This window comes from Citrobacter sp. MGH104, from assembly GCF_001034485.1.
GTDB lineage: Bacteria > Pseudomonadota > Gammaproteobacteria > Enterobacterales > Enterobacteriaceae > Citrobacter > Citrobacter freundii.
This window is the reverse complement of record NZ_KQ089818.1, coordinates 3627217-3650117: the sequence shown is the minus strand read 5'-3', so window position 1 is coordinate 3650117 and position 22901 is coordinate 3627217. Positions and strand designations below refer to the sequence as shown.

At 50.5% G+C, this 22901-nt stretch carries 23 protein-coding genes and 1 other annotated feature; of the genes, 8 read left to right on the top strand and 15 right to left on the bottom strand.

Annotated elements, in window-relative coordinates:
* Positions 1–2: 2 nt before the first annotated feature.
* From pheT to thrS, 7 genes are all read right to left on the bottom strand, one after another.
* Positions 3–2390, bottom strand: a complete 2388-nt coding sequence (gene pheT / locus SK34_RS17220; RefSeq protein ID WP_003030574.1) for a phenylalanine--tRNA ligase subunit beta — start codon at positions 2388–2390, stop codon at positions 3–5.
* A 15-nt stretch (positions 2391–2405) separates the two neighbouring features.
* Positions 2406–3389, bottom strand: coding sequence for a phenylalanine--tRNA ligase subunit alpha (gene pheS / locus SK34_RS17215; RefSeq protein ID WP_003832580.1), 984 nt, complete (start codon positions 3387–3389; stop codon positions 2406–2408).
* Positions 3390–3513: 124 nt separating this feature from the next.
* Positions 3514–3638, bottom strand: a sequence feature (Phe leader region).
* A complete protein-coding gene (gene pheM / locus SK34_RS24860) occupies positions 3589–3633 on the bottom strand; it encodes a pheST operon leader peptide PheM (RefSeq protein WP_001386830.1) in 45 nt (14 codons plus the stop codon). (Overlaps the previous feature by 45 nt.)
* 120 nt (positions 3639–3758) lie before the next feature.
* Positions 3759–4115, bottom strand: coding sequence for a 50S ribosomal protein L20 (gene rplT, locus SK34_RS17210; RefSeq protein ID WP_003030578.1), 357 nt, complete (start codon positions 4113–4115; stop codon positions 3759–3761).
* A gap of 55 nt (positions 4116–4170) precedes the next feature.
* On the bottom strand, positions 4171–4368 hold the full coding sequence (rpmI, locus tag SK34_RS17205; RefSeq protein WP_003030583.1) for a 50S ribosomal protein L35: 198 nt from the start codon (positions 4366–4368) through the stop codon (positions 4171–4173).
* Positions 4369–4464: 96 nt separating this feature from the next.
* A complete protein-coding gene (gene infC, locus SK34_RS17200) occupies positions 4465–5007 on the bottom strand; it encodes a translation initiation factor IF-3 (RefSeq protein WP_048997935.1) in 543 nt (180 codons plus the stop codon).
* 3 nt (positions 5008–5010) lie between these two features.
* Positions 5011–6939: a threonine--tRNA ligase gene (gene thrS / locus SK34_RS17195; RefSeq protein WP_003832572.1), complete on the bottom strand. Its 1929-nt coding sequence runs from the start codon at positions 6937–6939 to the stop codon at positions 5011–5013.
* Positions 6940–7244: 305 nt separating this feature from the next.
* On the opposite strand from thrS, the gene yniD reads away from it, so the two are divergent.
* Positions 7245–7352 (top strand): small membrane protein YniD, encoded by a 108-nt coding sequence (gene yniD / locus SK34_RS24700; protein WP_003030590.1) that lies wholly within the window; start codon positions 7245–7247, stop codon positions 7350–7352.
* Positions 7353–7516: 164 nt separating this feature from the next.
* Here the strand turns inward: yniD and SK34_RS17190 are convergent, their stop codons facing one another.
* On the bottom strand, positions 7517–8275 hold the full coding sequence (locus tag SK34_RS17190) for a DUF481 domain-containing protein (RefSeq protein WP_016150128.1): 759 nt from the start codon (positions 8273–8275) through the stop codon (positions 7517–7519).
* A 287-nt stretch (positions 8276–8562) separates the two neighbouring features.
* Between SK34_RS17190 and pfkB the strand changes: the two genes are divergently transcribed.
* Both pfkB and SK34_RS17180 read left to right on the top strand, forming a co-directional pair.
* On the top strand, positions 8563–9492 hold the full coding sequence (gene pfkB, locus SK34_RS17185) for a 6-phosphofructokinase II (RefSeq protein ID WP_016150127.1): 930 nt from the start codon (positions 8563–8565) through the stop codon (positions 9490–9492).
* 270 nt (positions 9493–9762) lie between these two features.
* A complete protein-coding gene (locus SK34_RS17180; protein ID WP_003840909.1) occupies positions 9763–10623 on the top strand; it encodes a fructosamine kinase family protein in 861 nt (286 codons plus the stop codon).
* A gap of 64 nt (positions 10624–10687) precedes the next feature.
* On the opposite strand, the gene SK34_RS17175 is transcribed toward SK34_RS17180, so the two are convergent.
* Positions 10688–11224, bottom strand: a complete 537-nt coding sequence (locus SK34_RS17175; RefSeq protein WP_003030600.1) for a YniB family protein — start codon at positions 11222–11224, stop codon at positions 10688–10690.
* 167 nt (positions 11225–11391) lie between these two features.
* On the opposite strand from SK34_RS17175, the gene hxpB reads away from it, so the two are divergent.
* The 4 genes from hxpB (at position 11392) to tcyP (ending at position 15178) form a co-directional block, all read left to right on the top strand.
* Positions 11392–12060: a hexitol phosphatase HxpB gene (gene hxpB, locus SK34_RS17170; RefSeq protein WP_016150126.1), complete on the top strand. Its 669-nt coding sequence runs from the start codon at positions 11392–11394 to the stop codon at positions 12058–12060.
* Between the two features lie 146 nt (positions 12061–12206).
* On the top strand, positions 12207–12968 hold the full coding sequence (gene kduD, locus SK34_RS17165; protein ID WP_003840907.1) for a 2-dehydro-3-deoxy-D-gluconate 5-dehydrogenase KduD: 762 nt from the start codon (positions 12207–12209) through the stop codon (positions 12966–12968).
* An 83-nt stretch (positions 12969–13051) separates the two neighbouring features.
* Positions 13052–13651, top strand: a complete 600-nt coding sequence (locus tag SK34_RS17160) for a metal-dependent hydrolase (protein WP_085951595.1) — start codon at positions 13052–13054, stop codon at positions 13649–13651.
* A 135-nt stretch (positions 13652–13786) separates the two neighbouring features.
* On the top strand, positions 13787–15178 hold the full coding sequence (tcyP, locus tag SK34_RS17155; protein WP_003840905.1) for a cystine/sulfocysteine:cation symporter: 1392 nt from the start codon (positions 13787–13789) through the stop codon (positions 15176–15178).
* Positions 15179–15241: 63 nt separating this feature from the next.
* On the opposite strand, the gene cedA is transcribed toward tcyP, so the two are convergent.
* The gene (gene cedA / locus SK34_RS17150) at positions 15242–15505 is read right to left on the bottom strand and encodes a cell division activator CedA (RefSeq protein ID WP_071524328.1); all 264 of its coding nucleotides are present in this window, start codon (positions 15503–15505) and stop codon (positions 15242–15244) included.
* A gap of 192 nt (positions 15506–15697) precedes the next feature.
* Between cedA and katE the strand changes: the two genes are divergently transcribed.
* The gene (katE, locus tag SK34_RS17145) at positions 15698–17956 is read left to right on the top strand and encodes a catalase HPII (protein ID WP_048233599.1); all 2259 of its coding nucleotides are present in this window, start codon (positions 15698–15700) and stop codon (positions 17954–17956) included.
* Between the two features lie 36 nt (positions 17957–17992).
* Here katE and chbG read toward each other — a convergent pair whose 3' ends face one another.
* The 5 genes from chbG to chbC all read right to left on the bottom strand — a co-directional run bounded on the left by chbG (position 17993) and on the right by chbC (position 22857).
* Positions 17993–18751, bottom strand: a complete 759-nt coding sequence (gene chbG, locus SK34_RS17140; RefSeq protein WP_048233597.1) for a chitin disaccharide deacetylase — start codon at positions 18749–18751, stop codon at positions 17993–17995.
* Between the two features lie 12 nt (positions 18752–18763).
* Entirely contained in the window at positions 18764–20119 is a 1356-nt protein-coding gene (locus tag SK34_RS17135; protein ID WP_048233595.1) for a 6-phospho-beta-glucosidase, read from the bottom strand.
* A gap of 124 nt (positions 20120–20243) precedes the next feature.
* The gene (gene chbR, locus SK34_RS17130; RefSeq protein ID WP_085951046.1) at positions 20244–21086 is read right to left on the bottom strand and encodes a transcriptional regulator ChbR; all 843 of its coding nucleotides are present in this window, start codon (positions 21084–21086) and stop codon (positions 20244–20246) included.
* A gap of 10 nt (positions 21087–21096) precedes the next feature.
* Entirely contained in the window at positions 21097–21444 is a 348-nt protein-coding gene (gene chbA, locus SK34_RS17125) for a PTS N,N'-diacetylchitobiose transporter subunit IIA (protein ID WP_003030618.1), read from the bottom strand.
* A gap of 54 nt (positions 21445–21498) precedes the next feature.
* Positions 21499–22857, bottom strand: a complete 1359-nt coding sequence (gene chbC, locus SK34_RS17120; RefSeq protein ID WP_003030619.1) for a PTS N,N'-diacetylchitobiose transporter subunit IIC — start codon at positions 22855–22857, stop codon at positions 21499–21501.
* Between the last annotated feature and the right edge of the window lie 44 nt (positions 22858–22901).

The following is a 22901-nucleotide window of genomic DNA, read 5'->3' as shown; positions in this document are numbered from 1 at the left end:
GTTCAATCCCTCAATGATGCCTGGAATCGCTCTTTTAATGCCTCTACACATTTGGCGACGGTAGCGGCAATCTCCTCTTCTTCAAGTGTACGGCTGGTATCCTGAAGGATCAGGCTGATAGCGAGGCTCTTATAACCCTCCGCAACACCCTTACCGCGGTACACGTCAAATAAGTTTACGCCAACTACCTGATTTACGCCAACTTTCTTACACTCGGATAAAATATCCGCAGCGGGAACGTTTTCGGCCACAACAACCGCGATGTCGCGACGGTTCGCCGGGAAGCGAGAAACTTCACGCGCCTGAGGCACCACGCGGTCTGCGAGCTTATTCCACTCCAGTTCAAACACCAGAGTGCGACCGTTCAGATCCAGTTTACGTTCCAGTTCAGGATGAACAACCCCAATGAAACCAATACGTTCACCTTTCAGATAAATCGCCGCAGACTGACCCGGATGCAGTGCTGGATTCGCTTCAGCTTTGAACTGAATGTCTGCCAGTTTGCCGGTCAGGTCGAGAACCGCTTCCAGATCGCCTTTCAGATCATAGAAATCAACGGTCTCTTTTGCCAGATTCCAGTGTTCATCATGACGGTTACCGCAGATCACGCCCGCCAGCATCAGATCCTGACGGATCCCGAGATTGGCCTGTGTATCCGGTACGAAACGTAAACCCGTTTCAAAAATACGTACGCGGTTCTGCTGACGGTTCTGGTTATACACTACCGTAGACAGCAAGCCGGTCCACAGGGACAAACGCATAGCCGACATATCAATAGAGATTGGGCTTGGCAACAGCAGTGCTTCTTCACCCGGGTGCAGCAGCGACTGGACTTTCGGATCGACGAAGCTGTAGGTAATTACTTCCTGGTAGCCTTTGTCATTCAGCATGGTTTTTACACGTTTCAGCGACAAATCCGCTTCACGATGCGTACCCATGATAAGACCCGCCTGAATCGGCGTGTTCGGGATATTGTCATAACCGTATACACGGGCGACTTCTTCGACCAGGTCTTCTTCAATTTCCATATCGAAACGCCAGCTCGGCGCGACCGCTTTCCACTCATCCTGCCCTTCCGTCACGTCACAACCCAGACGACGCAGAATGTCGCTCACCTGCTCATCCGCAATATGGTGTCCGATCAGACGATCCAGTTTGCTACGACGAAGCGTAATGGTTGCGCGTTTTGGCAGCGTGTCTTCGTTCGTCACGTCAATGACTGGACCCGCTTCGCCGCCGCAGATATCGATCAGCAGGCGCGTTGCACGTTCCATGGCCTTATGTTGCAGAGCCGGATCAACACCACGCTCATAGCGGTGAGAAGCATCGGTGTGCAGACCGTGACGACGTGCGCGACCTGTAATAGACAGCGGGCTGAAGAATGCACATTCCAGCAGGACGTTTTGCGTTTCATCATTCACGCCGGAATGTTCGCCACCAAAGATGCCGCCCATCGCCAGCGCTTTGTTATGGTCCGCAATCACCAGCGTATCCGCATTCAGCTTCGCTTCGCTGCCATCCAGCAATACCAGGGTCTCACCCTCTTTTGCCATACGGACAACAATTCCGCCTTCAATGCGGTCTTTGTCGAATGCGTGCATCGGCTGGCCCAGTTCGAGCAGCACATAGTTAGTCACGTCAACCACGGCATCGATTGAACGAATACCGCAACGACGCAGTTTTTCTTTCATCCACAGCGGGGTCGGCGCTTTAACATTGATGCCTTTAACCACGCGGCCCAGATAGCGTGGACAGGCTTCCACGGCTTCAACCTGAATCGGCAGGACGTCGCTAATGGTTGCCGCTACAGGCGCGATTTCCGGCTCAACCAGCGGAGCTTTGTTCAGCACAGCAACATCACGTGCGACACCGATAATGCCTAAGCAGTCGGCGCGGTTCGGCGTGACGCTGATTTCGATAGTGTTGTCGTCAAGCTTCAGGTATTCACGGATATCGGTGCCAATTGGCGCATCGGCCGGCAGTTCGATAATCCCGTTATGATCGTCGGAAATACCCAGCTCAGAGAATGAGCACAGCATACCTTCAGACGGCTCACCGCGCAGTTTCGCGGCTTTGATTTTGAAATCGCCCGGCAGAACGGCACCAACGGTTGCCACAGCCACTTTCAACCCCTGACGGCAGTTTGGCGCACCGCAGACGATATCCAGCAGACGGTCGCCGCCTACATTCACTTTGGTGACACGCAGTTTGTCAGCGTTCGGGTGCTGGCCACATTCAACCACTTCACCCACCACAACGCCGTTGAACGCGCCGGAAACAGGTTCCACACCGTCAACTTCCAGACCTGCCATTGTGATTTGGTTTGACAGAGCATCGCTATCAATCGCCGGGTTTACCCATTCGCGTAACCACAGTTCACTGAATTTCATTGTTTTATCCTGCCTTTATTTAAACTGTTTGAGGAAACGCAGATCGTTTTCGAAGAAAGAACGCAGATCGGTAACACCGTAACGCAGCATGGTCAGACGCTCCATCCCCATACCAAATGCAAAGCCCGAGTAGATTTCCGGATCGATGCCAACATTACGCAGCACGTTCGGGTGAACCATCCCGCAACCCAGCACTTCCAGCCACTTACCGTTTTTGCCCATCACGTCTACTTCCGCAGAAGGTTCAGTGAACGGGAAGTAGGAAGGACGGAAACGAACCTGCAGGTCTTCTTCAAAGAAGTTGCGCAGGAAATCGTGCAGCGTGCCTTTCAGGTTGGTGAAGTTGATGTTGGTATCAACAATCAGCCCTTCCATCTGATGGAACATCGGGGTGTGAGTCTGATCGTAATCGTTACGATATACACGGCCCGGGGCGATAATACGGATCGGCGGCTGTTTTTCCTTCATGGTGCGGATCTGCACGCCGGAAGTCTGCGTACGCAGCAAACGCGTCGCGTCAAACCAGAAAGTGTCGTGGTCAGCGCGCGCCGGATGATGGCCAGGAATGTTCAGCGCATCGAAGTTATGATAGTCATCTTCGATTTCCGGACCAGTCGCCACGGTAAAGCCCAGCTCACCAAAGAAACTTTCAATCCTGTCAATTGTACGCGTTACAGGATGCAGACCGCCGTTTTCGATACGACGCCCTGGCAGGGAGATATCGATAGTTTCTTCTGCCAGACGAGCATTCAGGGCAGCACTTTCTAATTCGGCCTTACGCGCGTTCAGCGCTTGCTGCACCTGTTCTTTGGCTTCGTTTATCACCGCACCTGCTGCCGGGCGCTCTTCTGGCGGCAGTTCGCGCAGGGTTGTCATCTGAAGGGTCAGGTGCCCTTTCTTGCCCAAATATTCGACGCGGACATTGTCTAACGCGGCAACATCTGAAGCCTGGTTAATGGCGGCCGTTGCACTGGCAACCAGCTCTGCGAGATGTGACATGGTTTTCCTCGTTATGTTGCGATATTCACTAGTCGCTCATATATACGCAAAATCATTCAAGTTGTATCAACGCAGCAAAAGAGCGAATGCAGCCAATACAGAGACAACTTGAAGGATGACGCGTATAAAAAAAGCCTCCACCAGGGAGGCTTTTAGGCGCTGTTTTCCGTTTCTTCTTTCACGCGCAAGCCTCCTGATTTCAGGTGCTAAAGTAAAAGAAGAAGCGGAAAATAGCAGCATTCATGCTTGCGTTACCTTGTGTGGTAAAAACCGGACAACCTTTATTGAAAAGGCTTACGGATAAATTGTCAACTAATTGATTGTACTGCAAATAAAAGAGAGGGAGCCAGGCTCCCTCTTTTCACCGGCTTATGCCAGAGCTGCTTTCGCTTTTTCGACCAGAGCGGTGAACGCTACTTTGTCGAATACTGCGATGTCAGCCAGGATCTTACGGTCGATTTCAACAGAGGCTTTTTTCAGGCCGTTGATGAATTTGCTGTAAGAAATACCGTTCTGACGTGCTGCTGCGTTGATACGCGCAATCCACAGTTGACGGAACTGACGCTTTTTCTGACGACGGTCACGATAAGCGTACTGACCAGCTTTGATAACAGCCTGGAAGGCAACGCGGTATACGCGAGAACGCGCACCGTAGTAGCCTTTAGCTTGTTTCAAAATTTTCTTGTGACGTGCACGGGCAACTACACCACGTTTTACGCGAGCCATATGTGCTCTCCTGTATCTATATTCTTAGTAAAAAAATGAATTAAACGTTAACGGCTTATGCGTACGGCAGGCACGCGATAACCAGACCCAGATCGCCTTTAGACACGAGGCCTTTTGGACGCAGGTGACGTTTACGCTTAGTAGATTTTTTGGTCAGAATATGACGCAGGTTTGCGTGCTTACGCTTAAATCCACCACCACCGGTTTTTTTGAAACGCTTAGCAGCACCGCGTACGGTCTTAATTTTTGGCATTTTAATAACTTCCACTTCGCATTGTTAATAAACGAAACGTAGGCGAACAACGGCTGTGGAACCCGTAGGCTCCACAGACATTGCTACTTGAAGGCCTTACTGTTTCTTCTTAGGAGCGAGCACCATGATCATCTGGCGGCCTTCGATCTTCGTAGGGAAGGATTCGACTACTGCCAGTTCACTCAGATCGTCACGGACGCGGTTGAGCACTTCCATACCGATCTGTTGGTGGGCCATCTCACGACCGCGAAAACGCAGCGTGATCTTAGCCTTATCGCCATCTTCCAGAAAGCGTACCAGGCTGCGGAGTTTTACCTGGTAATCGCCATCGTCGGTGCCAGGACGGAATTTAATTTCCTTAACCTGGATAACTTTTTGCTTTTTCTTCTGTTCCTTAGAAGACTTACTCTTTTCATAAAGGAACTTGCCGTAGTCCATAATACGACAAACTGGCGGTTCGGCGTTAGGGCTGATTTCAACTAAATCTACTCCAGCTTCTTCAGCTTTTTCGATCGCTTCTCTCAGACTCACAATACCCAAAGCTTCGCCTTCCAGACCTGTTAAGCGAACTTCCAGGGCGCGAATCTCGCCATTGATACGATTCGGACGTGCCGTTTGAACTCGTTTTCCGCCTTTAATACCTTATTCCTCCAGTTGTTGAAGACTGCGGCTGCGAATCTCTTGTTGCAGCTTCTCAATCACTTCATTTACGTCCAGGCTGCCCAAGTCTTTGCCACGACGGGTACGCACGGCAACTTTGCCTGCTTCTACCTCTTTGTCGCCACAGACCAACATGTAAGGGACACGACGTAAAGTGTGCTCGCGGATTTTAAAGCCAATCTTCTCATTTCTCAAGTCTGCTTTTACACGAATACCCGCATTTTGTAGTTTCTGCGTTAATTCGTTAACGTATTCAGACTGAGAATCGGTGATGTTCATGACCACAACCTGAACCGGCGCAAGCCAGGTCGGGAAGAAGCCAGCGAACTCTTCAGTCAGGATACCGATGAAACGTTCCATCGACCCAAGAATTGCACGGTGAATCATAACCGGCACCTGACGTTCGTTGTTTTCGCCAACGTAAGAGGCGCTTAAACGGGACGGCAGGGAGAAGTCCAGCTGTACAGTACCGCACTGCCATGCACGATCGAGGCAGTCATACAGGGTAAATTCAATTTTCGGACCGTAGAACGCGCCCTCACCCAGTTGGAACTCAAACGGGATGTTGTTTTCTTCCAGCGCAACGGCCAGGTCAGCTTCAGCACGGTCCCACATTTCATCGCTACCGATACGTTTTTCGGGGCGAGTGGACAGTTTGACGACGATTTTCTCGAAGCCAAAGGTGCTGTACATATCGTAGACCATACGAATGCACGCGTTAACTTCATCACGAATCTGCTCTTCAGTACAGAAGATATGCGCATCATCTTGAGTGAAGCCACGAACACGCATCAGGCCATGCAGCGCACCTGACGGTTCATTACGGTGGCAGCTACCAAACTCAGCCATACGCAGCGGCAGATCTCGATAGGATTTCAGACCCTGATTAAAGATCTGTACGTGGCCAGGGCAGTTCATTGGCTTAATGCAGTATTCACGGTTCTCAGAAGAGGTGGTGAACATCGCATCTTTGTAGTTGTCCCAGTGACCTGTTTTTTCCCACAGCACGCGGTCCATCATGAACGGACCTTTCACTTCCTGATACTGGTATTCTTTCAGTTTTGAGCGAACAAAGACTTCCAGTTCACGGAAGATAGTCCAGCCATCGTTGTGCCAGAACACCATACCCGGCGCTTCTTCCTGCATGTGATACAGGTCAAGCTGCTTGCCGATTTTACGGTGGTCGCGTTTGGCCGCTTCTTCCAGACGTTGCAGGTAGGCATTCAGGGCTTTTTTATCTGCCCATGCAGTACCATAAATACGCTGCAGCATCTTGTTATTGCTGTCGCCACGCCAGTATGCCCCAGCGGTCTTCATCAGTTTGAAGTGATGGCAGAAACGCATATTCGGCACGTGCGGGCCACGGCACATATCGACATATTCTTCATGATGGTACAAGCCAGGCTTGTCATCATGGGCAATGTTTTCATCAAGAATGGAGACTTTATAGGTCTCGCCACGCTTCACGAAGGTTTCACGCGCTTCGTACCAGCTGACTTTCTTCTTAATGACATCGTAGTTTTTCTCAGCGAGCTCGTGCATCCGCTTCTCAAGCGCGTCGACGTCTTCCTGGGTTAACGTACGGTCAAGATCGATATCGTAGTAAAAACCGTTATCAACAACCGGTCCGATCGCCATTTTGGTGTGCGGCCAGAGTTGTTTGATCGCGTGCCCTAACAGGTGTGCACAGGAGTGACGAATGATCTCCAGACCTTCTTCATCCTTCGCGGTGATGATGGAGAGCTTCGCATCATGCTCAATCAGATCGGAAGCATCTACCAGCTCACCGTCAACACGGCCAGCAATAGTGGCTTTCGCCAGACCTGGACCGATGTCCAGCGCAACATCCATGGGGCTTACAGCGTGGTCGTAATGGCGTTGGCTGCCATCAGGAAGAGTAATAACAGGCATGTTATATCCTTATTTGCAGTGGTGACCCACACGTAAGATCACATACAAAGATTCAATATTTAAAATTATCAAAAAGGTGTGGGCTGATTCCCGCTTCACTCTGCGAAATATGTCACTGGTCGCCTTAAAGACCACACTGGACCTACACCCGCTTTTTGATAACACCGTTTGACAGTGTACACGGCATTACGGGTCGATCAAAGCAGCAATCAACGCGCGCTCTATGATGTAAATCAATTCACTGACACCCAACCATCTTTGTTACACTTGCACAAAGTCATCTAAGCCTGAGCAGGAAAAAAACAATGCCCACAAATCGCTTTGCGAAGAAACACTGGAAGATGGTTGTGATTCTGCTCGTTATTTGTGCGGCCATGTTGATGCTGCGCTGGGCTGCGATGATCTGGGGATAAATGACGCTCACCCGCTGTTCCGATTTCGTTTATTTATCGATTAATCGAATTCGTCTGAAAATAGCGCGTTATGGCCAGGTAGAAAAATAAAACGCAAATTAAATATTAAATAAACTTAACTTTAATTTAGAAAAGCCAGGCCATTTATTTGACCCGGCTTGTCACTACATCCGATAGCCGAGGGAAACTGTCGTGCGGCGATCGGTATGCTCCGGCGCTGTTGCCGGTGGTTCAGAGTTCCAGGTCACGTTGTAAGCCACCTTTAACCCAAAGTGTTCGTTGATAGCAACGTTCAGGGCAGTTTCAGAGTTGAGTGTGGTATCGTCAGCGCCGAATACCGACACACCCTGAGTAAACTTGGTATTGTCCGTCATCTGCCATGCATAGGCCCCGGACGCATAGCCCAGCGGCTGTGTTTCGGTGGTGCCATCCGTGTGCTCGTCATAGCGCACGCCAGGACCGAATTCGAAACGGAAGCTGTGCACAGGCCCGTTGAGGAACTGACGACCATAACCCGCGGTCAGCACATCACGCTCGCGGTAGCCGTTGTAGCGGTCGGTCAACCAGCTTGCCTGTCCAAAGAGATAGTCATAGTCGGTCATGTTGTAACGACTACGGCCACCTACGGCATATTTCTCCGATGAACGCTCATCATTTGAGGAGGTATTACTGGCATTTCCCCACAGAGACCATGCGGTCGCTTGGCCGTACCAGGTCATGGTGGTATCTGCGGTTAAAGAAGAACTTTTTGTGTTGCCTGACTGGGCGAGATATCCCGCGTTCAGGTTACCTTCAAAGGGTTTTTTCGCGCTGGAAGGGTCATCCATGACAGTAAAAACGGAATCATCGGCGGCAGCATGCATTGACGCAAGCAGGCCTCCCGTCAGCAGCAATGCTGCGGGCACTGTCTTCAAAAGCTTCATTTATTAAGAGTCCGTACAACAAAAAAAGAGACCATTACGGTCTCGGAAACTTTCATATGGATCAATGACAAAAGACCCTTGAAAGGTAACAAATTATAAAAAGACTCGAATAACATAGCAATAAATTCTTATTTCATTTTTTGAATAAGAGCGTTCCTAAACCTTTATTTTATTTATATAACTTTATGACGATAATTTTAAATAAAGATATGAAAAATCATGTTGTTAATTACTTCACTTTCGGGAGGTTAAGTGCCAGACTGAGGACAGCCTAACAGGAGGTAAAGATGGTACGTATCTATACGTTAACACTTGCGCCCTCTCTCGATAGCGCAACAATCACTCCGCAAATTTACCCGGAAGGTAAGCTTCGTTGTACCTCGCCAGTTTTTGAACCCGGCGGCGGCGGCATCAACGTTGCTCGCGCAATTGCCCATCTTGGCGGAACCGCAACGGCGATTTTCCCCGCGGGGGGTGCAACCGGAGAGCATCTTGTTGCATTGCTCGCCGACGAAAATGTTCCCGTATCCACCGTCGAAGCCAAAGATTGGACCCGACAAAATCTTCATGTCCACGTTGAGTCCAGCGGCGAACAGTATCGTTTTGTCATGCCTGGCGCTGCGCTGACCGATGACGAGTTCTACCAACTTCAGGATCAGGTGCTGGAAATTGAATCTGGTGCATTGCTGGTCATCAGCGGTAGTTTGCCGCCCGGCGTACAGCTTGAGAAGTTGTCCCGACTGATTACCACCGCACAAAAACAAGGGATCCGCTGTATTGTCGACAGTTCAGGTGAAGCACTGACGGCGGCGTTAGCCATCGGCAATATCGAACTGGTCAAACCTAACCTCAAAGAACTGAGTGCGCTGGTAAATCGAGAACTGACACAGCCCGATGATGTGCGCAAGGCCGCACAGGAAATCGTACATAGTGGAAAAGCGCACCGCGTTGTGGTCTCGCTTGGGCCGCAAGGGGCGCTGGGCGTAGATCGAGATACCTGCGTTCAGGTGGTTCCGCCACCGGTGAAAAGTCAAAGCACCGTAGGCGCGGGCGACAGTATGGTCGGGGCCATGACGCTTAAACTGGCTGAGAATGCACCTTTTGAGGATATTGTCCGTTACGGCGTCGCCGCAGGTAGCGCTGCAACGCTAAATCAGGGTACGCGCCTGTGCTCTTTGGACGACACGCAAAAAATTTATTCGTATCTCACTCAGTAATGACACCGTCCCTCTTTTGAAGAGAAAGGGGGATTCTCGCGTAAAACTGTCAGCATGGGTGTTATGCGACTATGATAAAAAATCACGTTATTACAAAGAAGTGAATCATGTGCAGTCAGACGTCTCCACAACGGTACGGGGTGAAGAAGAGCGACAAACATTAAGTGCCTTTCCAGCGATGACGCGTCCGTGGTGTGCGTCAGTTCGTGTTTTTTAACCGCATTCTTGCGCTAACCTTATGATCTGGCAGACAACATGGGGAGAGACATCATGTGGCAGGCTATCAGTCGTCTTTTAAGCGAGCAATTAGGTGAAGGCGAAATCGAACTGCGTAATGAACTGCCCGGCGGAGAGATTCACGCCGCATGGCATTTACGCTATGCGGGGCGGGATTTTTTCGTCAAATGCGATGAAAGAGAGCTGTTAACCGGCTTTACGGCAGAAGCCGATCAGCTGGAGCTACTTTCCCGCAGTCAAACTGTATCGGTACCGAAAGTCTGGGCAGTAGGCGCAGACAGAGATTACAGCTTTCTGGTGATGGATTTCCTCCCTCCCCGTCCGCTTGATGCGCATAACGCGTTTATCCTCGGTCAACAGCTTGCGCATTTGCACGAATGGAGCGACCAGCCTCAGTTTGGTCTCGACTTCGATAACGCGCTCTCTACCACACCGCAGCCCAATACCTGGCAACGTCGCTGGTCAACCTTTTTCGCCGAGCAGCGTATAGGCTGGCAACTGGAACTCGCCGCTGAAAAAGGCATTGCGTTTGGCAATATTGATGCCATCGTCGAACATGTCCAGCAACGTCTCTCTTCTCATCAGCCGCAGCCGTCTCTCCTGCACGGTGATTTGTGGTCCGGGAACTGCGCCCTCGGTCCTAACGGTCCGTACATCTTTGACCCTGCCTGCTACTGGGGGGACAGAGAGTGCGACCTGGCAATGCTGCCGTTACATATCGATCAGCCGCCGCAAATTTATGACGGTTACCAGTCTGTCTCACCACTACCGCTGGACTTTCTTGACAGGCAGCCAATCTACCAGCTCTATACGCTGCTGAATCGAGCAATTCTGTTCGGAGGACAGCATCTGGTTGTGGCGCAGAAAGCGCTGGATAGATTACTCGCTGCTTAACTACGTACCGCGTTGCTTATCAGGCCTGCCGTTTCGCAACATGGCAGGCCCGATAGAGCGGCACTTACAAAAAGCCCAGCAATGAGAAGAAGAAGTAGCCGATCACGATAACGATCACCGGCAAAATATAAAGCGGGAAAATTTGTAAGAAGATCGTATGGTGCGGTACCACAATTCGCGACTCAAGTTGCTCGCGGGATAATCCTTCACTGCCTTTTGCCTGTTCCAGAATCAGCTGATCCTCAACGCCTTCGCGTAAGAAACGTGCCTGGCGGCTCATTCTGGCGCCTGAATCTTGCAACGCCAGACCGATAAAAATCAGGATGAATATCAGCCAAAAAACGAGATTCAGTCCACTTTGAAAATCGGGCGTTGGCGAGTTATACCAGAACACGTTAAGAAAAGGTGTATTAACCCGCATCATATCGATCATCACGTGAGCAAAATCGAGCATGACCGCGTTAATTCCCTCCTGCTTTTCGCTGTGCGCATACATAAACTTCAGTACAGAAACCAGTGTTGAAATCAGCGCGGGAATGAAAATTACCCATCCCGCCAGCCTTTTCAAGACGGCAATGCGTCCAGCTTGTTGATACGTCATGAGTTCCCCTTGATAAAGACGTGTCATTTTGGCCTAAGTTTACCCGTTGATAACCGTTTTCGCCTGATCTTTAAAGGCGGTATACTGCTGAATTAGCCATAATGAACGCTCAGAGCCTGTTATGACTGGCTCTTAATCCCTTTTATCACCGTAAAGGAGAGGTTGTGATGTCAACCCCGCGTCAAATTCTTGCTGCAATTTTCGATATGGATGGATTACTGGTCGATTCTGAACCGCTTTGGGATCAGGCCGAACTGGATGTGATAGCAAGTTTAGGCGTTGATATCTCCCGCCGCCATGAACTTCCCGACACCCTTGGCTTACGCATCGATATGGTGGTCGATTTGTGGTTTGCGCAGCAACCGTGGAACGGTCCCTCACGTCAGGAGGTCACCGAGCGCATCATCACCCGGGCCATTGCGTTAGTGGAAGAAACAAAACCGCTGCTGCCGGGTGTGCGTGAAGCCGTGGGGTTGTGCAAATCTCAGGGAATCAAAGTAGGACTGGCATCCGCCTCGCCGCTGCATATGCTGGAAAAAGTGCTGACCATGTTTGATCTGCGCAGCAGCTTCGATGCGCTGGCTTCTGCAGAAAAACTGCCTTACAGCAAACCGCACCCGCAGGTTTACCTCGATTGTGCGGCGAAACTGGGCATTGACCCGTTAAACTGCGTTGCGCTGGAAGACTCGGTAAACGGCATGATTGCTTCAAAAGCCGCCCGTATGCGTTCCATCGTCGTACCAGCGCATGAGAATCAGGACGATCCCCGCTTCGTCCTTGCCGACGTCAAACTAACCTCGCTCACCGAACTTACTGCCGCTCATCTGCGCGGCTAATCCTGTAACGGGCAATGATCGTATTGCCCGCTTTCTCAGTTCCTTATTTTTAAAACAGCGTTTCATTTTTAATTGAATTTCTGTTTAACCTCTCCTATTCTTGCCCTATAGAGCAAGCGTTAATGACATAAATAGTTGAGGTGAGCATGATTCAGGAAGCTTTTCGTCTCGAAGGTAAAGTAGCCATCGTCACTGGATGTGACACCGGCCTTGGGCAGGGTATGGCAGTGGCGCTGGCTGAAGCGGGCTGCGATGTAGTCGGCGTGAATCGTAAAATACCACATGAAACCGCAGAGAAAATTAACGCCCTCGGTCGACGTTTTATGGCTATTCAGGCCGACCTCAGCCAACAAGATGCTCTCACCAGCATCGTGACACAATCGGTGTCGGCGTTTGGCCGGATCGATATTCTGGTCAACAATGCGGGAACCATACGCCGTCAGGATGCGCTGGACTTCAGTGAAAAGGATTGGGATGACGTGATGAATCTGAATCTCAAATCTGTTTTCTTTCTGTCACAGGCCGTGGCGCGCCAGTTTCTGGCTCAGGGCAATGGCGGAAAAATTATTAACATTGCCTCGATGCTCTCTTTTCAGGGCGGAATCCGCGTCCCTTCCTATACAGCATCAAAAAGCGGCGTACTGGGCATCACTCGCCTGCTCGCCAATGAATGGGCGGCCAAAGGAATTAATGTCAATGCTATCGCACCCGGCTATATGGCGACCAATAATACCCAGCAGTTGCGCGCAGACAGCGAGCGCAATCAGGAGATTATCGATCGTATTCCCGCAGGGCGCTGGGGCACGCCAAATGATCTGAAAGGCCCGGTCGTATTCCTCGCAAGTTCCGCCTCTGACTATATTCATGGCTATACGCTAGCCGTGGATGGCGGTTGGCTGGCGCGGTAATGGCGCACTTGTGACAAAGGGTTACAACGTCACCTCTTCCGCCTACTGTATAAAACCCCTATACTGTATGAATCGACAGTTTATTGGGTTTTATCATGACGGCGGAAGGCCACCTTCTTTTTTCTATTGCCTGTGCGGTATTTGCCAAGAATGCCGAGCTAACGCCCATTCTTGCGCAGGGTGACTGGTGGCATATTGTTCCTTCCGCCATTTTAACGTGCCTGCTGCCGGATATTGATCATCCCAAATCCCTGCTGGGGCAGCGTCTGAAGTGGATATCAAAACCCATTGCCCGGGCATTTGGTCATCGCGGGTTTACGCATAGCCTGCTTGCAGTCTTTGCCCTGCTGACCACGTTTTACCTGAAAGTCCCGGACACCTGGATAATACCGGCTGATGCCTTACAAGGTATGGTTCTCGGTTATCTCAGCCATATTCTGGCCGATATGCTGACCCCAGCGGGCGTTCCCCTGCTTTGGCCCTGCCGCTGGCGTTTTCGTCTGCCCATTCTCGTGCCGCAAAAAGGCAACCAACTGGAGCGGTTTCTGTGCATGGCACTGTTCGCATGGGCAATCTGGATGCCGCAGACCGTACAAGAGAACAGCGCTGTACGCTGGTCTTCGCAGATGATTAATACGCTACAAATGCAGTTCAATCGTTTCATAACGCATCAGATTGACTAATAAATCAGCCAAAAAGTCATTTTCGGTATAAACAATTCCATTTGAATATAAGAGGCATGTCACAGTTCTGCTAATCTTGCGCCAACAGAATCACCTTTAAACGGTGATACGCATAATAAGATCAGGAGAACGGGGATGAACTTTCCTTTAATCGCGAACATTATCGTGTTCATAGTGCTGCTGTTCGTGCTGGCGCAAGCCCGGCACAAACAGTGGAGTCTGGCCAAAAAAGTACTGGTCGGTCTGGTCATGGGTGTCGTGTTCGGCCTTGCCCTGCACACCATTTATGGTTCCGACAGCCAGGTTCTTAAAGATTCCGTACAGTGGTTCAACATTGTCGGCAACGGTTATGTCCAGTTGCTGCAGATGATTGTTATGCCGCTGGTATTTGCATCTATTCTCAGCGCCGTTGCGCGTCTGCACAATGCCTCTCAGTTAGGTAAAATCAGCTTCCTGACCATCGGAACGCTACTGTTTACCACGCTGATTGCCGCACTGGTTGGGGTTCTGGTGACCAACCTGTTCGGCCTGACCGCCGAAGGTCTGGTGCAAGGTGGTGCCGAGACGGCCCGTCTGAACGCGATTGAAACCAACTATGTTGGCAAAGTGGCTGACCTCAGCGTTCCGCAACTGGTGCTGTCGTTTATTCCGAAAAACCCGTTTGCCGATCTGACTGGCGCCAACCCGACGTCGATTATCAGCGTAGTTATCTTCGCAGCATTCCTGGGTGTAGCCGCACTGAAACTGCTGAAAGATGATGCACCAAAAGGCGAGCGCGTTCTGGCGGCTATCGATACCCTACAAAGCTGGGTGATGAAGCTGGTTCGTCTGGTGATGCAGTTGACGCCGTACGGTGTTCTGGCGCTGATGACCAAAGTGGTTGCCGGTTCCAACCTTCAGGACATCATTAAGCTGGGTAGCTTCGTCGTGGCCTCTTATCTCGGTCTGGGCATTATGTTCGTGGTTCACGGGATCCTCTTGGGTATTAACGGCGTTAGCCCGCTGAAATACTTCCGTAAGGTATGGCCGGTGCTGACTTTCGCCTTCACCAGCCGTTCCAGCGCAGCCTCAATTCCGCTGAACGTTGAAGCGCAAACCCGTCGTCTGGGCGTGCCTGAATCCATCGCCTCTTTCGCCGCCTCTTTTGGCGCCACGATTGGTCAGAACGGTTGTGCGGGTCTGTACCCGGCAATGCTGGCAGTAATGGTCGCGCCGACCGTTGGAATCAACCCGCTGGACCCAATGTGGATTGCCACGCTGGTTGGTATCGTGACCGTAAGTTCCGCAGGGGTTGCGGGTGTCGGTGGCGGTGCAACGTTTGCCGCGCTGATCGTTCTGCCTGCTATGGGTCTGCCGGTCACGCTGGTTGCGCTGTTGATCTCCGTTGAACCGCTGATCGACATGGGTCGTACTGCGTTGAACGTAAGCGGTTCCATGACTGCCGGTACGCTGACCAGTCAATGGCTGAAGCAGACCGATAAAACTATTCTGGACAGCGACGATAACGCCGAACTGGCGCATCGCTAAGTCTGTCAGCTAAAAAACAAAAAACCGCCGGAGTATCATGCTCCGGCGGTTTTTTTATATCCATTAATCGCTCAGTTCATTTTCCTGACGAACCTGATTAGCCCAGCGCTGCGCTGATTCCGGGACCGTAAATGCAGGTGAACGTTGAAACGACTCCCCCATTAAGACAAAAGCGACATATTTTCCGCGCAGTATCCATACGTCACGAAACGCATCCATTTTAATCGCATGCTCTGGTGGAGCGGGCTCCACGCGAGGAACATAGCTGATAACCGGACGATTTTGTTGGCGAAGAGGTTTCATAATCAGTTGCTTCACTAAAGACAAATTCTAAAAATCAGAAAACCGCTATCTTAGCCGATTTTGCCTCCTGACGTCCTGCCTTGCGTGCGCTGTTTGCCTGGTTCATCGCGCTTTACGTCATCGGCCTGTACCTGCGCCGCTGAATGAGTGGTCTATAGTTAAAGTTTTTGACAGCAACAACGACCCTTTCAGCGATGAAAACAGGAGACGAGTTTAATGTCACAGAACGATAAGCACCCACTCCATCACTCAGCGCCGGTTCATGATGCCAGCGAATCCCAGCCAGGACTTGACTCACTGGCGCCAGCAGACGGTTCACATCAGCCAGCGCCTGAACCCACGCCACCAGGCATGCAACCCACCACATCCGGCAGCTTAAAAGCGCCTGACGTCACAAGTGACAAACTCAACGCGCTGGACAGTTTTCGCAAAGGAAGCGAGGATTTTGCCCTGACCACCAATCAGGGCGTGCGCATTGCGGACGATCAAAACTCTCTGCGCGCCGGAAACCGTGGGCCAACTCTGCTGGAAGACTTCATCCTGCGGGAAAAAATCACCCATTTTGATCATGAACGCATCCCGGAGAGGATCGTACATGCCCGAGGTTCTGCCGCTCACGGTTACTTTCAGCCCTATGCCAGTCTCAGCGCGACGACGAAAGCGGACTTTCTGAGTGATGAAAATAAAATCACCCCGGTTTTTGTCCGATTCTCTACGGTTCAGGGCGGCGCAGGCTCTGCGGATACGGTCAGAGATATACGGGGATTTGCGACCAAGTTTTACACTGAAGAGGGCATTTTCGACCTGGTGGGAAACAATACTCCCATCTTCTTTATTCAGGATGCCCATAAATTCCCAGATTTCGTCCATGCGGTTAAACCGGAGCCGCATTGGGCTATCCCGCAGGGCCAAAGCGCCCATGACACCTTCTGGGATTATGTCTCATTACAGCCTGAAACGTTGCACAACGTCATATGGGCAATGTCCGATCGGGGTATTCCGCGCAGCTATCGCACGATGGAAGGCTTTGGCATTCACACATTTCGGTTGATTAATGCGCAAGGGAAAGCCACCTTTGTCCGTTTCCACTGGAAACCACTGGCAGGCAAAGCTTCGCTGGTATGGGATGAAGCGCAAAAACTTACCGGTCGGGATCCCGACTTTCATCGCCGCGATCTGTGGGAGGCGATTGAAGCGGGAGATTATCCGGAATATGAACTGGGGCTACAACTCATTCCTGAAGAGGACGAATTCAAGTTCGATTTTGACCTGCTCGATCCAACGAAATTGATACCTGAAGAACTGGTTCCGGTACAACTCGTAGGTAAAATGGTGCTAAACCGCAATCCGGACAATTTTTTCGCCGAAAATGAGCAAGTGGCTTTTCATCCCGGACACATCGTCCCGGGCATCGATTTTACTAACGATCCCTTGTTGCAAGGCCGCTTGTTCTCCTATACCGATACCCAGATCAGTCGTCTGGGCGGGCCCAACTTCCATGAAATCCCAATTAATCGCCCAACCTGTCCGTATCATAATTTCCAGCGTGACGGCATGCATCGCATGGACATCGATACCAACCCAGCCAACTATGAACCGAATTCCATCAATGATAACTGGCCGCGTGAAACACCTCCGGGGCCAAAACGCGGTGGATTTGAGTCGTATCAGGAACGGATTGAAGGAAACAAAATCCGCGAACGCAGCCCCTCTTTCGGCGAATACTATGCGCAGCCTCGTCTGTTCTGGCTAAGTCAGACGCCAATTGAACAGCAGCATATTATCGGCGGATTCAGTTTCGAACTTAGCAAAGTTACGCGCCCCTATATCAGAGAAAGAGTGGTCGAACAGTTAGTTCATATTGATACTGCCCTCGCCACGGCGGTTGCCGGGAATCTCGGTTTTGAACTCACTGAGGAACAAACCAAAATTATACCGCCGGCCAACGTCAACGGTTTGAAAAATGCGCCGTCACTCAGTTTATATGCAGGTGCGCAAGGTGAGATTAAGGGCCGTGTGGTCGCCATTTTACTTAATGACCAGGTGAAATCGGCCGATCTGCTCGCCATCATGCAAGCCCTACAGGCCGAAGGTGTTCATGCCAAACTGCTCTATTCCCGAATGGGGAATGTGGTTGCCGACGATGGCTCCGTTCTGACAATCGCCGGTACCTTTGCGGGTTCGCCATCCCTGACGGTCGATGCAGTCATTGTTCCATGTGGGAATATTGCGGATATCGCAATGAACGGAGATGCCCGATATTACTTACTCGAAGCGTATAAACACTTAAAACCTATCGCCCTGGCTGGCGATGCTCGTCAGTTTAAAGCAACGTTGAATATCAAAAAAGAAGGAGAAGAAGGCGTGGTGGAAGCGGACAGTGCAGACACACAGTTCATGGATACCCTGCTGACGCTGATGACCGCGCACCGCGTCTGGTCACGCGCCGGAAAAATAGACACGATTCCGGCCTAAAAAAATGCGGCGCATCAAGCGCCGCAAACTCAGGAATTACACGTTTAGAAAACTGCCAAGACGATAACCGCGCTCCGCAATAGCATATTTCAGTGACGAAGACGTCAGCACGTCGAGCTCAGTTAAGCGGGGGTAACAGTAGGCACTTTGACGAATAATGTCATCGATAAAAGCCGGATGACACATCACTTCCAGCGAGGATTCTCCCCGATCGGCTGACGCATCAAGCGTCTGCAAAAACAGAGCTTCAGAAATCGCTTCACCGTAAAACTCGCTGCTGAATCCCTGGGAAGTCCGTAAGGTTTCCGGTAAGTCAGACGCCTGGAATACGGCCTGACGATCGATACGCAACGCAATCCCCTTCTGGGCAGCAAACCCTGCTACGATAGGGAAAATTTGCGGGAACATATGCACATGGTGATGGCTATCCAGATGCGTCGGCTCCCGCCCGAACAGGTCAATAAAACGCTGATACTGTGCGGCCAGTTCCTGAGAAATTTCATCCAGCGGCAGAGTGTCTTCCTCAGCCATCTGCCAGATCCATTTCCCCAGTACCCCGTCACGAGTAAGGCCCGGCATTGCCGTCAACGGCCTGCCCAGCGTCAGAACAAAGTGCATTCCGACGGCAAGTTCAGGTATGTCGCGACTCAGCTGTACCGCATGGTCAATTGCCGCACCGTTAATCAGCGCCGTTGTCGAGGTGACAACACCATTGCGACAAGCTTCAACAATGCCGTAGTTTTGTCCTTTACTCAGGCCAAAATCATCCGCATTTACAATCAGTACGCGTTCCATAGCCGACCTCAGTTAGTGTTGTTCGCTTTTGAGTTTCTCAATGCACCCGGCGAAGTTTGGCAGCCATTTTTCATGTGCCAGAATTAGCTCACGCGCCAGAATCTCGGCATCGCTGTCAGAATGCACCAGCGGACTCAGGTTTAACGCCAGCAGCACATCATTCAGCTCGCCGCTCAATGCCGCATTGCTCGCCGCCACTTCAAAACCTTTAATGGTATAGATAAGGCCGAGCACTTTCTCATCAAAATGGGTAATTCGCGGATGCGGCGTAGCACCGTTGCGCCCCAGCGTACAGGTCATCTCAACCGCCCAGTCGGCAGGAATATTATCAACATGCCCATGGTGAGGAACGTTGACATAGTGCTCGGTCTGTTTGTCATTGTAGATGGCATTGATCACTTCACAGGCCGCATCGGAGTAATAGGCCCCGCCGCGCTGCTCCAGCTCTTTCGGTTTAACGTTTAGCTCAGGATTTTTGTAGAGATCAAACAGTTGTTTTTCAACTTTTTGTACTACCTGAGCACGTGCGCCACCCTTATAGTACTCGCCCATTTCGATCGCCAGCATCTCTTTTGGCTTGAAGTAGTACAGCAGATACGAGCACGGCAGCAGCTTCAGCGAACGAATCAATCCTTCGCTGAACGGCAGGTCGAAGATGTTCTTCACGCCAGAGGCTTTCAATTGACCCGAAGCAACGCCGTCAAGCAGTTCATCAAAGCGTGACACACCGTTGACCAGAACATCCTTAATGAAGACCATATGGTTCAGACCAAACAGGTCGATAGATAAGTCATCGCTCTCTTTCAGCGCCAGCACGTCGCTGATGAACATTTTCATGCCGATCGGAATATTACATACGCCGATGAATTTCTTGAAATTCGTATGGCGATAAACCGCCTCAGTCACCATCCCGGCTGGGTTAGTGAAGTTGATCACCCACGCATTCGGGCACAGTTCTTCCACATCTTTAACAATATCAAAGATAACCGGAATGGTACGCAGGCCTTTGAACAACCCGCCAGCGCCGTTGGTTTCCTGCCCCAGATACCCGTGGCTCAGCGGAATGCGTTCATCCTTTTCACGGGCTTGCAGTTGCCCTACACGCAGCTGGGTGGTAACGAAATCAGCATCTTTCAGTGCTTCACGGCGATCCAGCGTTTTAAACAACTTCATCGGTACGCCGGCTTTATCGATCATGCGCTGGCATAGGTCAAAAATAATGTCCAGTTTCTCTTTTCCACCGTCGACATCAACCAGCCACAATTCAGAAACCGGTAATTCCTGATAGCGCTTAATAAAGCCTTCAAGTAATTCAGGGGTGTAGCTGCTCCCGCCACCGATAGTGACGACTTTTAATTTCTGGCTCATACTTTCTCCCTTCAGTGTCAAAACACTGACGTGTATTATGCTCAACCCGTAAGTCAGGTATAGCGTGGCTGTCCCGACGCTATTTTGGGCAAGCTATAAAAAATGGGTTATTGGCAAATAATATCTACTGATTAAATTCAGTTAATTTCTTACGGTAGCTATTCGGTGTAAACGACGTCAGCTTTTTAAACGTTTTAATAAACAAGCTTGGACTACTGTAGCCAGACTCGTAAGCAATATCCGTTACAGAATAGTTCGTCATTTCCAGCTGTTTTTTAGCAAAGTTAATGCGGATTTCATTAATAATCTGCATCGGCGTTTTGCTGTAATAACGCTGGGTTGCGCGGGTCAGGTACTCCTGGGATTTCGCGGACAGGTGTACCATATTTTCCAGCGCATTCTCGCTAAACTGCCGTTTGTCATGCATGGTCTCAACGGTGGTTTTAAGCCACTGCGGAATATCATCCAACACCTGCTCTTCGCGATGATGACGTAACCGATTAATAATATAGAAGGTGACCACTTCTACAAATTCATCCAGTCCGCTCTCGCGAAAGTTAAGTGATGCAATAACCGTTTCAATATAGGTAAGAAACGAGTTATTCGCCCGATAGACCTGCGATGCAACGAAACAAAATGGCAGTAGCGGGTGATAGTGCTGTTCAAAAAAACGTTTACTGATGCCGACGTTAAGGATCCTTGTCGCACCAAAATCATAAAAACTTTGGTGGTGCGATCCCAACGGGATAAAGACAAAGTCTCCACGTTCGAGTAGTACGCGTTTACCGTTGATTTCCTGATAATAGCGCCCGGTTAAAACCAGGGTAAATTCATAGTAGTCATGCTGATGCAGCCCGCTGATACTCTCAGTTTTGTTATAGATGAACACATGGAAATTTTTGCCATTAAACAGTTGCTGTTCATAAACAGTTTTGATTTCCGGTGCGTTAATCTGTAGCTGCATTATGCACTCCTCGCTATTTCAGCTTTTCGTGAAGTTCAATCAGTTCAGTCACCAGCTCACGCGCCAGCATTGATGTCATCAGGTGGTCCTGCGCGTGGACCAGCACCAGGCTAACTTTCATTTTACCTTCACCCTGATCGCCTTCAATCAGTTTCGTTTGCACGAGGTGCGCTTCGTTCAGAGCCAGACGAGACTGGTCCATCATCGCCTTGGCCGACTCGAAATCGCCTTGCTTGGCCATTTTAAGTGCGCCGTACGCCAGGCTACGCGCCTGACCGGAGTTGATGATGAGGCCCATCACCACTTCTTCAAGTTCTTCTGCTTCGGACTGCGTGTCGACGATATTCTCGATATCCAACATACTTTTTTCCTCTGGTTCAGTCCGGCATGACCGTGAAGCCATGCCGGATTAAATTTAGAATTTCAATGCGTTAGCGATATCTTCTTCGCTTTCTTCTTGGTCAATAACGTTCTGCGCTTTGTTGGCTACCACCACGAACGGCAGGTAAACCAGCGTTGCGATACCGAGGTTGAACAGCGCGACCAGCAGAGCAGCGACACTACCGTTGGTGTTAAAGAACGCGCCCAAACCGGTTGGCATGGTCCACGGTGCAATGTTGGTAATCGGTGGAATAATGCCTGAGTAATAAGCTGCCAGCGTAATCGCCGCCAGTATCGGTTGCACCAGGATGAACGGGATAAACATCACCGGGTTCATGATGATCGGCAGACCGAACAGGATAGGTTCGTTAATCTGGAACAGACCTGATGGCAGTGCCAGTTTAGCAACCTGACGATAGTCAGGACGACGCGATGCCAGGAAGATAGCGATAATCAGACCCAGCGTTGCCCCGCTACCCCCAAGGAAAATATAGGAGTCGAGCATCGGTTTCGCCCAGACGTGGAACGTCTTACCGGCTTCCAGCGCGGCATCTACGGAACCAAACTGTTGGTAGATAGAGATGTTTTCCAGCGCCCATGGCGTCATGATACCGCTGTCCAGCGCAGTCAGCGCCAGTGAACCGTGAATACCAAAGAACCACAGCAGCGGAACAAAAATCACGTAGGCCCAGCCCACCACGCTGCCCAACGACGCCAGCGGAGTTGAAATGGAATCCATAATGATCTGGTGGAAGTTCGTACCCCAGGTGTTCAATGCCCAGGCGATGATCCCCATAATGGAGAGGATAAGGAAGCCAGGAATCAGCGCAGAGAATGAGCGCGATACAGATGTCGGTACGCTATCAGGTAATTTAATGACCCAATTGCGACGAACCACAAAGGTGAACATTTCCGCGACCGCGAGGCCGATAATGATACCGGAAATAATATTGGCACCGCCGAGCCAGTTCGCGCCAACGGCATAGGCTTCACCCACGCTATAAGGCGTTACGGTCATAAACGCGGCGACAGATAACAGCCCGGCAGCCAGTGAGTCGACTTTACGTTCTTCTGCCAGCGCCATGCCGATAAAGAACGGTGCCATCAATGACATGATACCCAGCGTACCGTTATAGACGTTTCCACCAATGCCTTTCAAGCTATTCAGCGTTTCAATAGTTGAAGCATCAAGTCGAATGCCCATTGAATAAAAAAACGACCCCTCCCCAAAGCTCAGGAAAACGTTATTGATTAATACAAACATGGCCCCTGCGAGGGTTAACGGCATTAAACGAATAAAACCGTTCTTGATTGCATTAACGTGTGGCTGCTTTCCAATTTTTACAGCAAAAGGAAGGAGTACCTTTTCAAGTGAAGCAATAGCGTTACTCATAGAAAAATACCCTTAAATACCGCAATTAAAAATTGCGGTGAATG

What these genes read in the sequence shown, in the direction of transcription:
- SK34_RS17175 (WP_003030600.1), bottom strand. Translation starts at nt 11,224, where the DNA reads ATGACGTATCAACAAGCTGGACGCATTGCCGTCTTGAAAAGGCTGGCG.
- tcyP (WP_003840905.1), top strand. Translation starts at nt 13,787, where the DNA reads ATGAACTTTCCTTTAATCGCGAACATTATCGTGTTCATAGTGCTGCTG.
- katE (WP_048233599.1), top strand. Translation starts at nt 15,698, where the DNA reads ATGTCACAGAACGATAAGCACCCACTCCATCACTCAGCGCCGGTTCAT.
- chbA (WP_003030618.1), bottom strand. Translation starts at nt 21,444, where the DNA reads ATGTTGGATATCGAGAATATCGTCGACACGCAGTCCGAAGCAGAAGAA.
- thrS (WP_003832572.1), bottom strand. Translation starts at nt 6,939, where the DNA reads ATGCCTGTTATTACTCTTCCTGATGGCAGCCAACGCCATTACGACCAC.
- kduD (WP_003840907.1), top strand. Translation starts at nt 12,207, where the DNA reads ATGATTCAGGAAGCTTTTCGTCTCGAAGGTAAAGTAGCCATCGTCACT.
- chbC (WP_003030619.1), bottom strand. Translation starts at nt 22,857, where the DNA reads ATGAGTAACGCTATTGCTTCACTTGAAAAGGTACTCCTTCCTTTTGCT.
- rplT (WP_003030578.1), bottom strand. Translation starts at nt 4,115, where the DNA reads ATGGCTCGCGTAAAACGTGGTGTAGTTGCCCGTGCACGTCACAAGAAA.
- pheT (WP_003030574.1), bottom strand. Translation starts at nt 2,390, where the DNA reads ATGAAATTCAGTGAACTGTGGTTACGCGAATGGGTAAACCCGGCGATT.
- rpmI (WP_003030583.1), bottom strand. Translation starts at nt 4,368, where the DNA reads ATGCCAAAAATTAAGACCGTACGCGGTGCTGCTAAGCGTTTCAAAAAA.
- pfkB (WP_016150127.1), top strand. Translation starts at nt 8,563, where the DNA reads ATGGTACGTATCTATACGTTAACACTTGCGCCCTCTCTCGATAGCGCA.
- hxpB (WP_016150126.1), top strand. Translation starts at nt 11,392, where the DNA reads ATGTCAACCCCGCGTCAAATTCTTGCTGCAATTTTCGATATGGATGGA.
- chbG (WP_048233597.1), bottom strand. Translation starts at nt 18,751, where the DNA reads ATGGAACGCGTACTGATTGTAAATGCGGATGATTTTGGCCTGAGTAAA.
- yniD (WP_003030590.1), top strand. Translation starts at nt 7,245, where the DNA reads ATGCCCACAAATCGCTTTGCGAAGAAACACTGGAAGATGGTTGTGATT.
- pheS (WP_003832580.1), bottom strand. Translation starts at nt 3,389, where the DNA reads ATGTCACATCTCGCAGAGCTGGTTGCCAGTGCAACGGCCGCCATTAAC.
- SK34_RS17180 (WP_003840909.1), top strand. Translation starts at nt 9,763, where the DNA reads ATGTGGCAGGCTATCAGTCGTCTTTTAAGCGAGCAATTAGGTGAAGGC.
- SK34_RS17135 (WP_048233595.1), bottom strand. Translation starts at nt 20,119, where the DNA reads ATGAGCCAGAAATTAAAAGTCGTCACTATCGGTGGCGGGAGCAGCTAC.
- SK34_RS17190 (WP_016150128.1), bottom strand. Translation starts at nt 8,275, where the DNA reads ATGAAGCTTTTGAAGACAGTGCCCGCAGCATTGCTGCTGACGGGAGGC.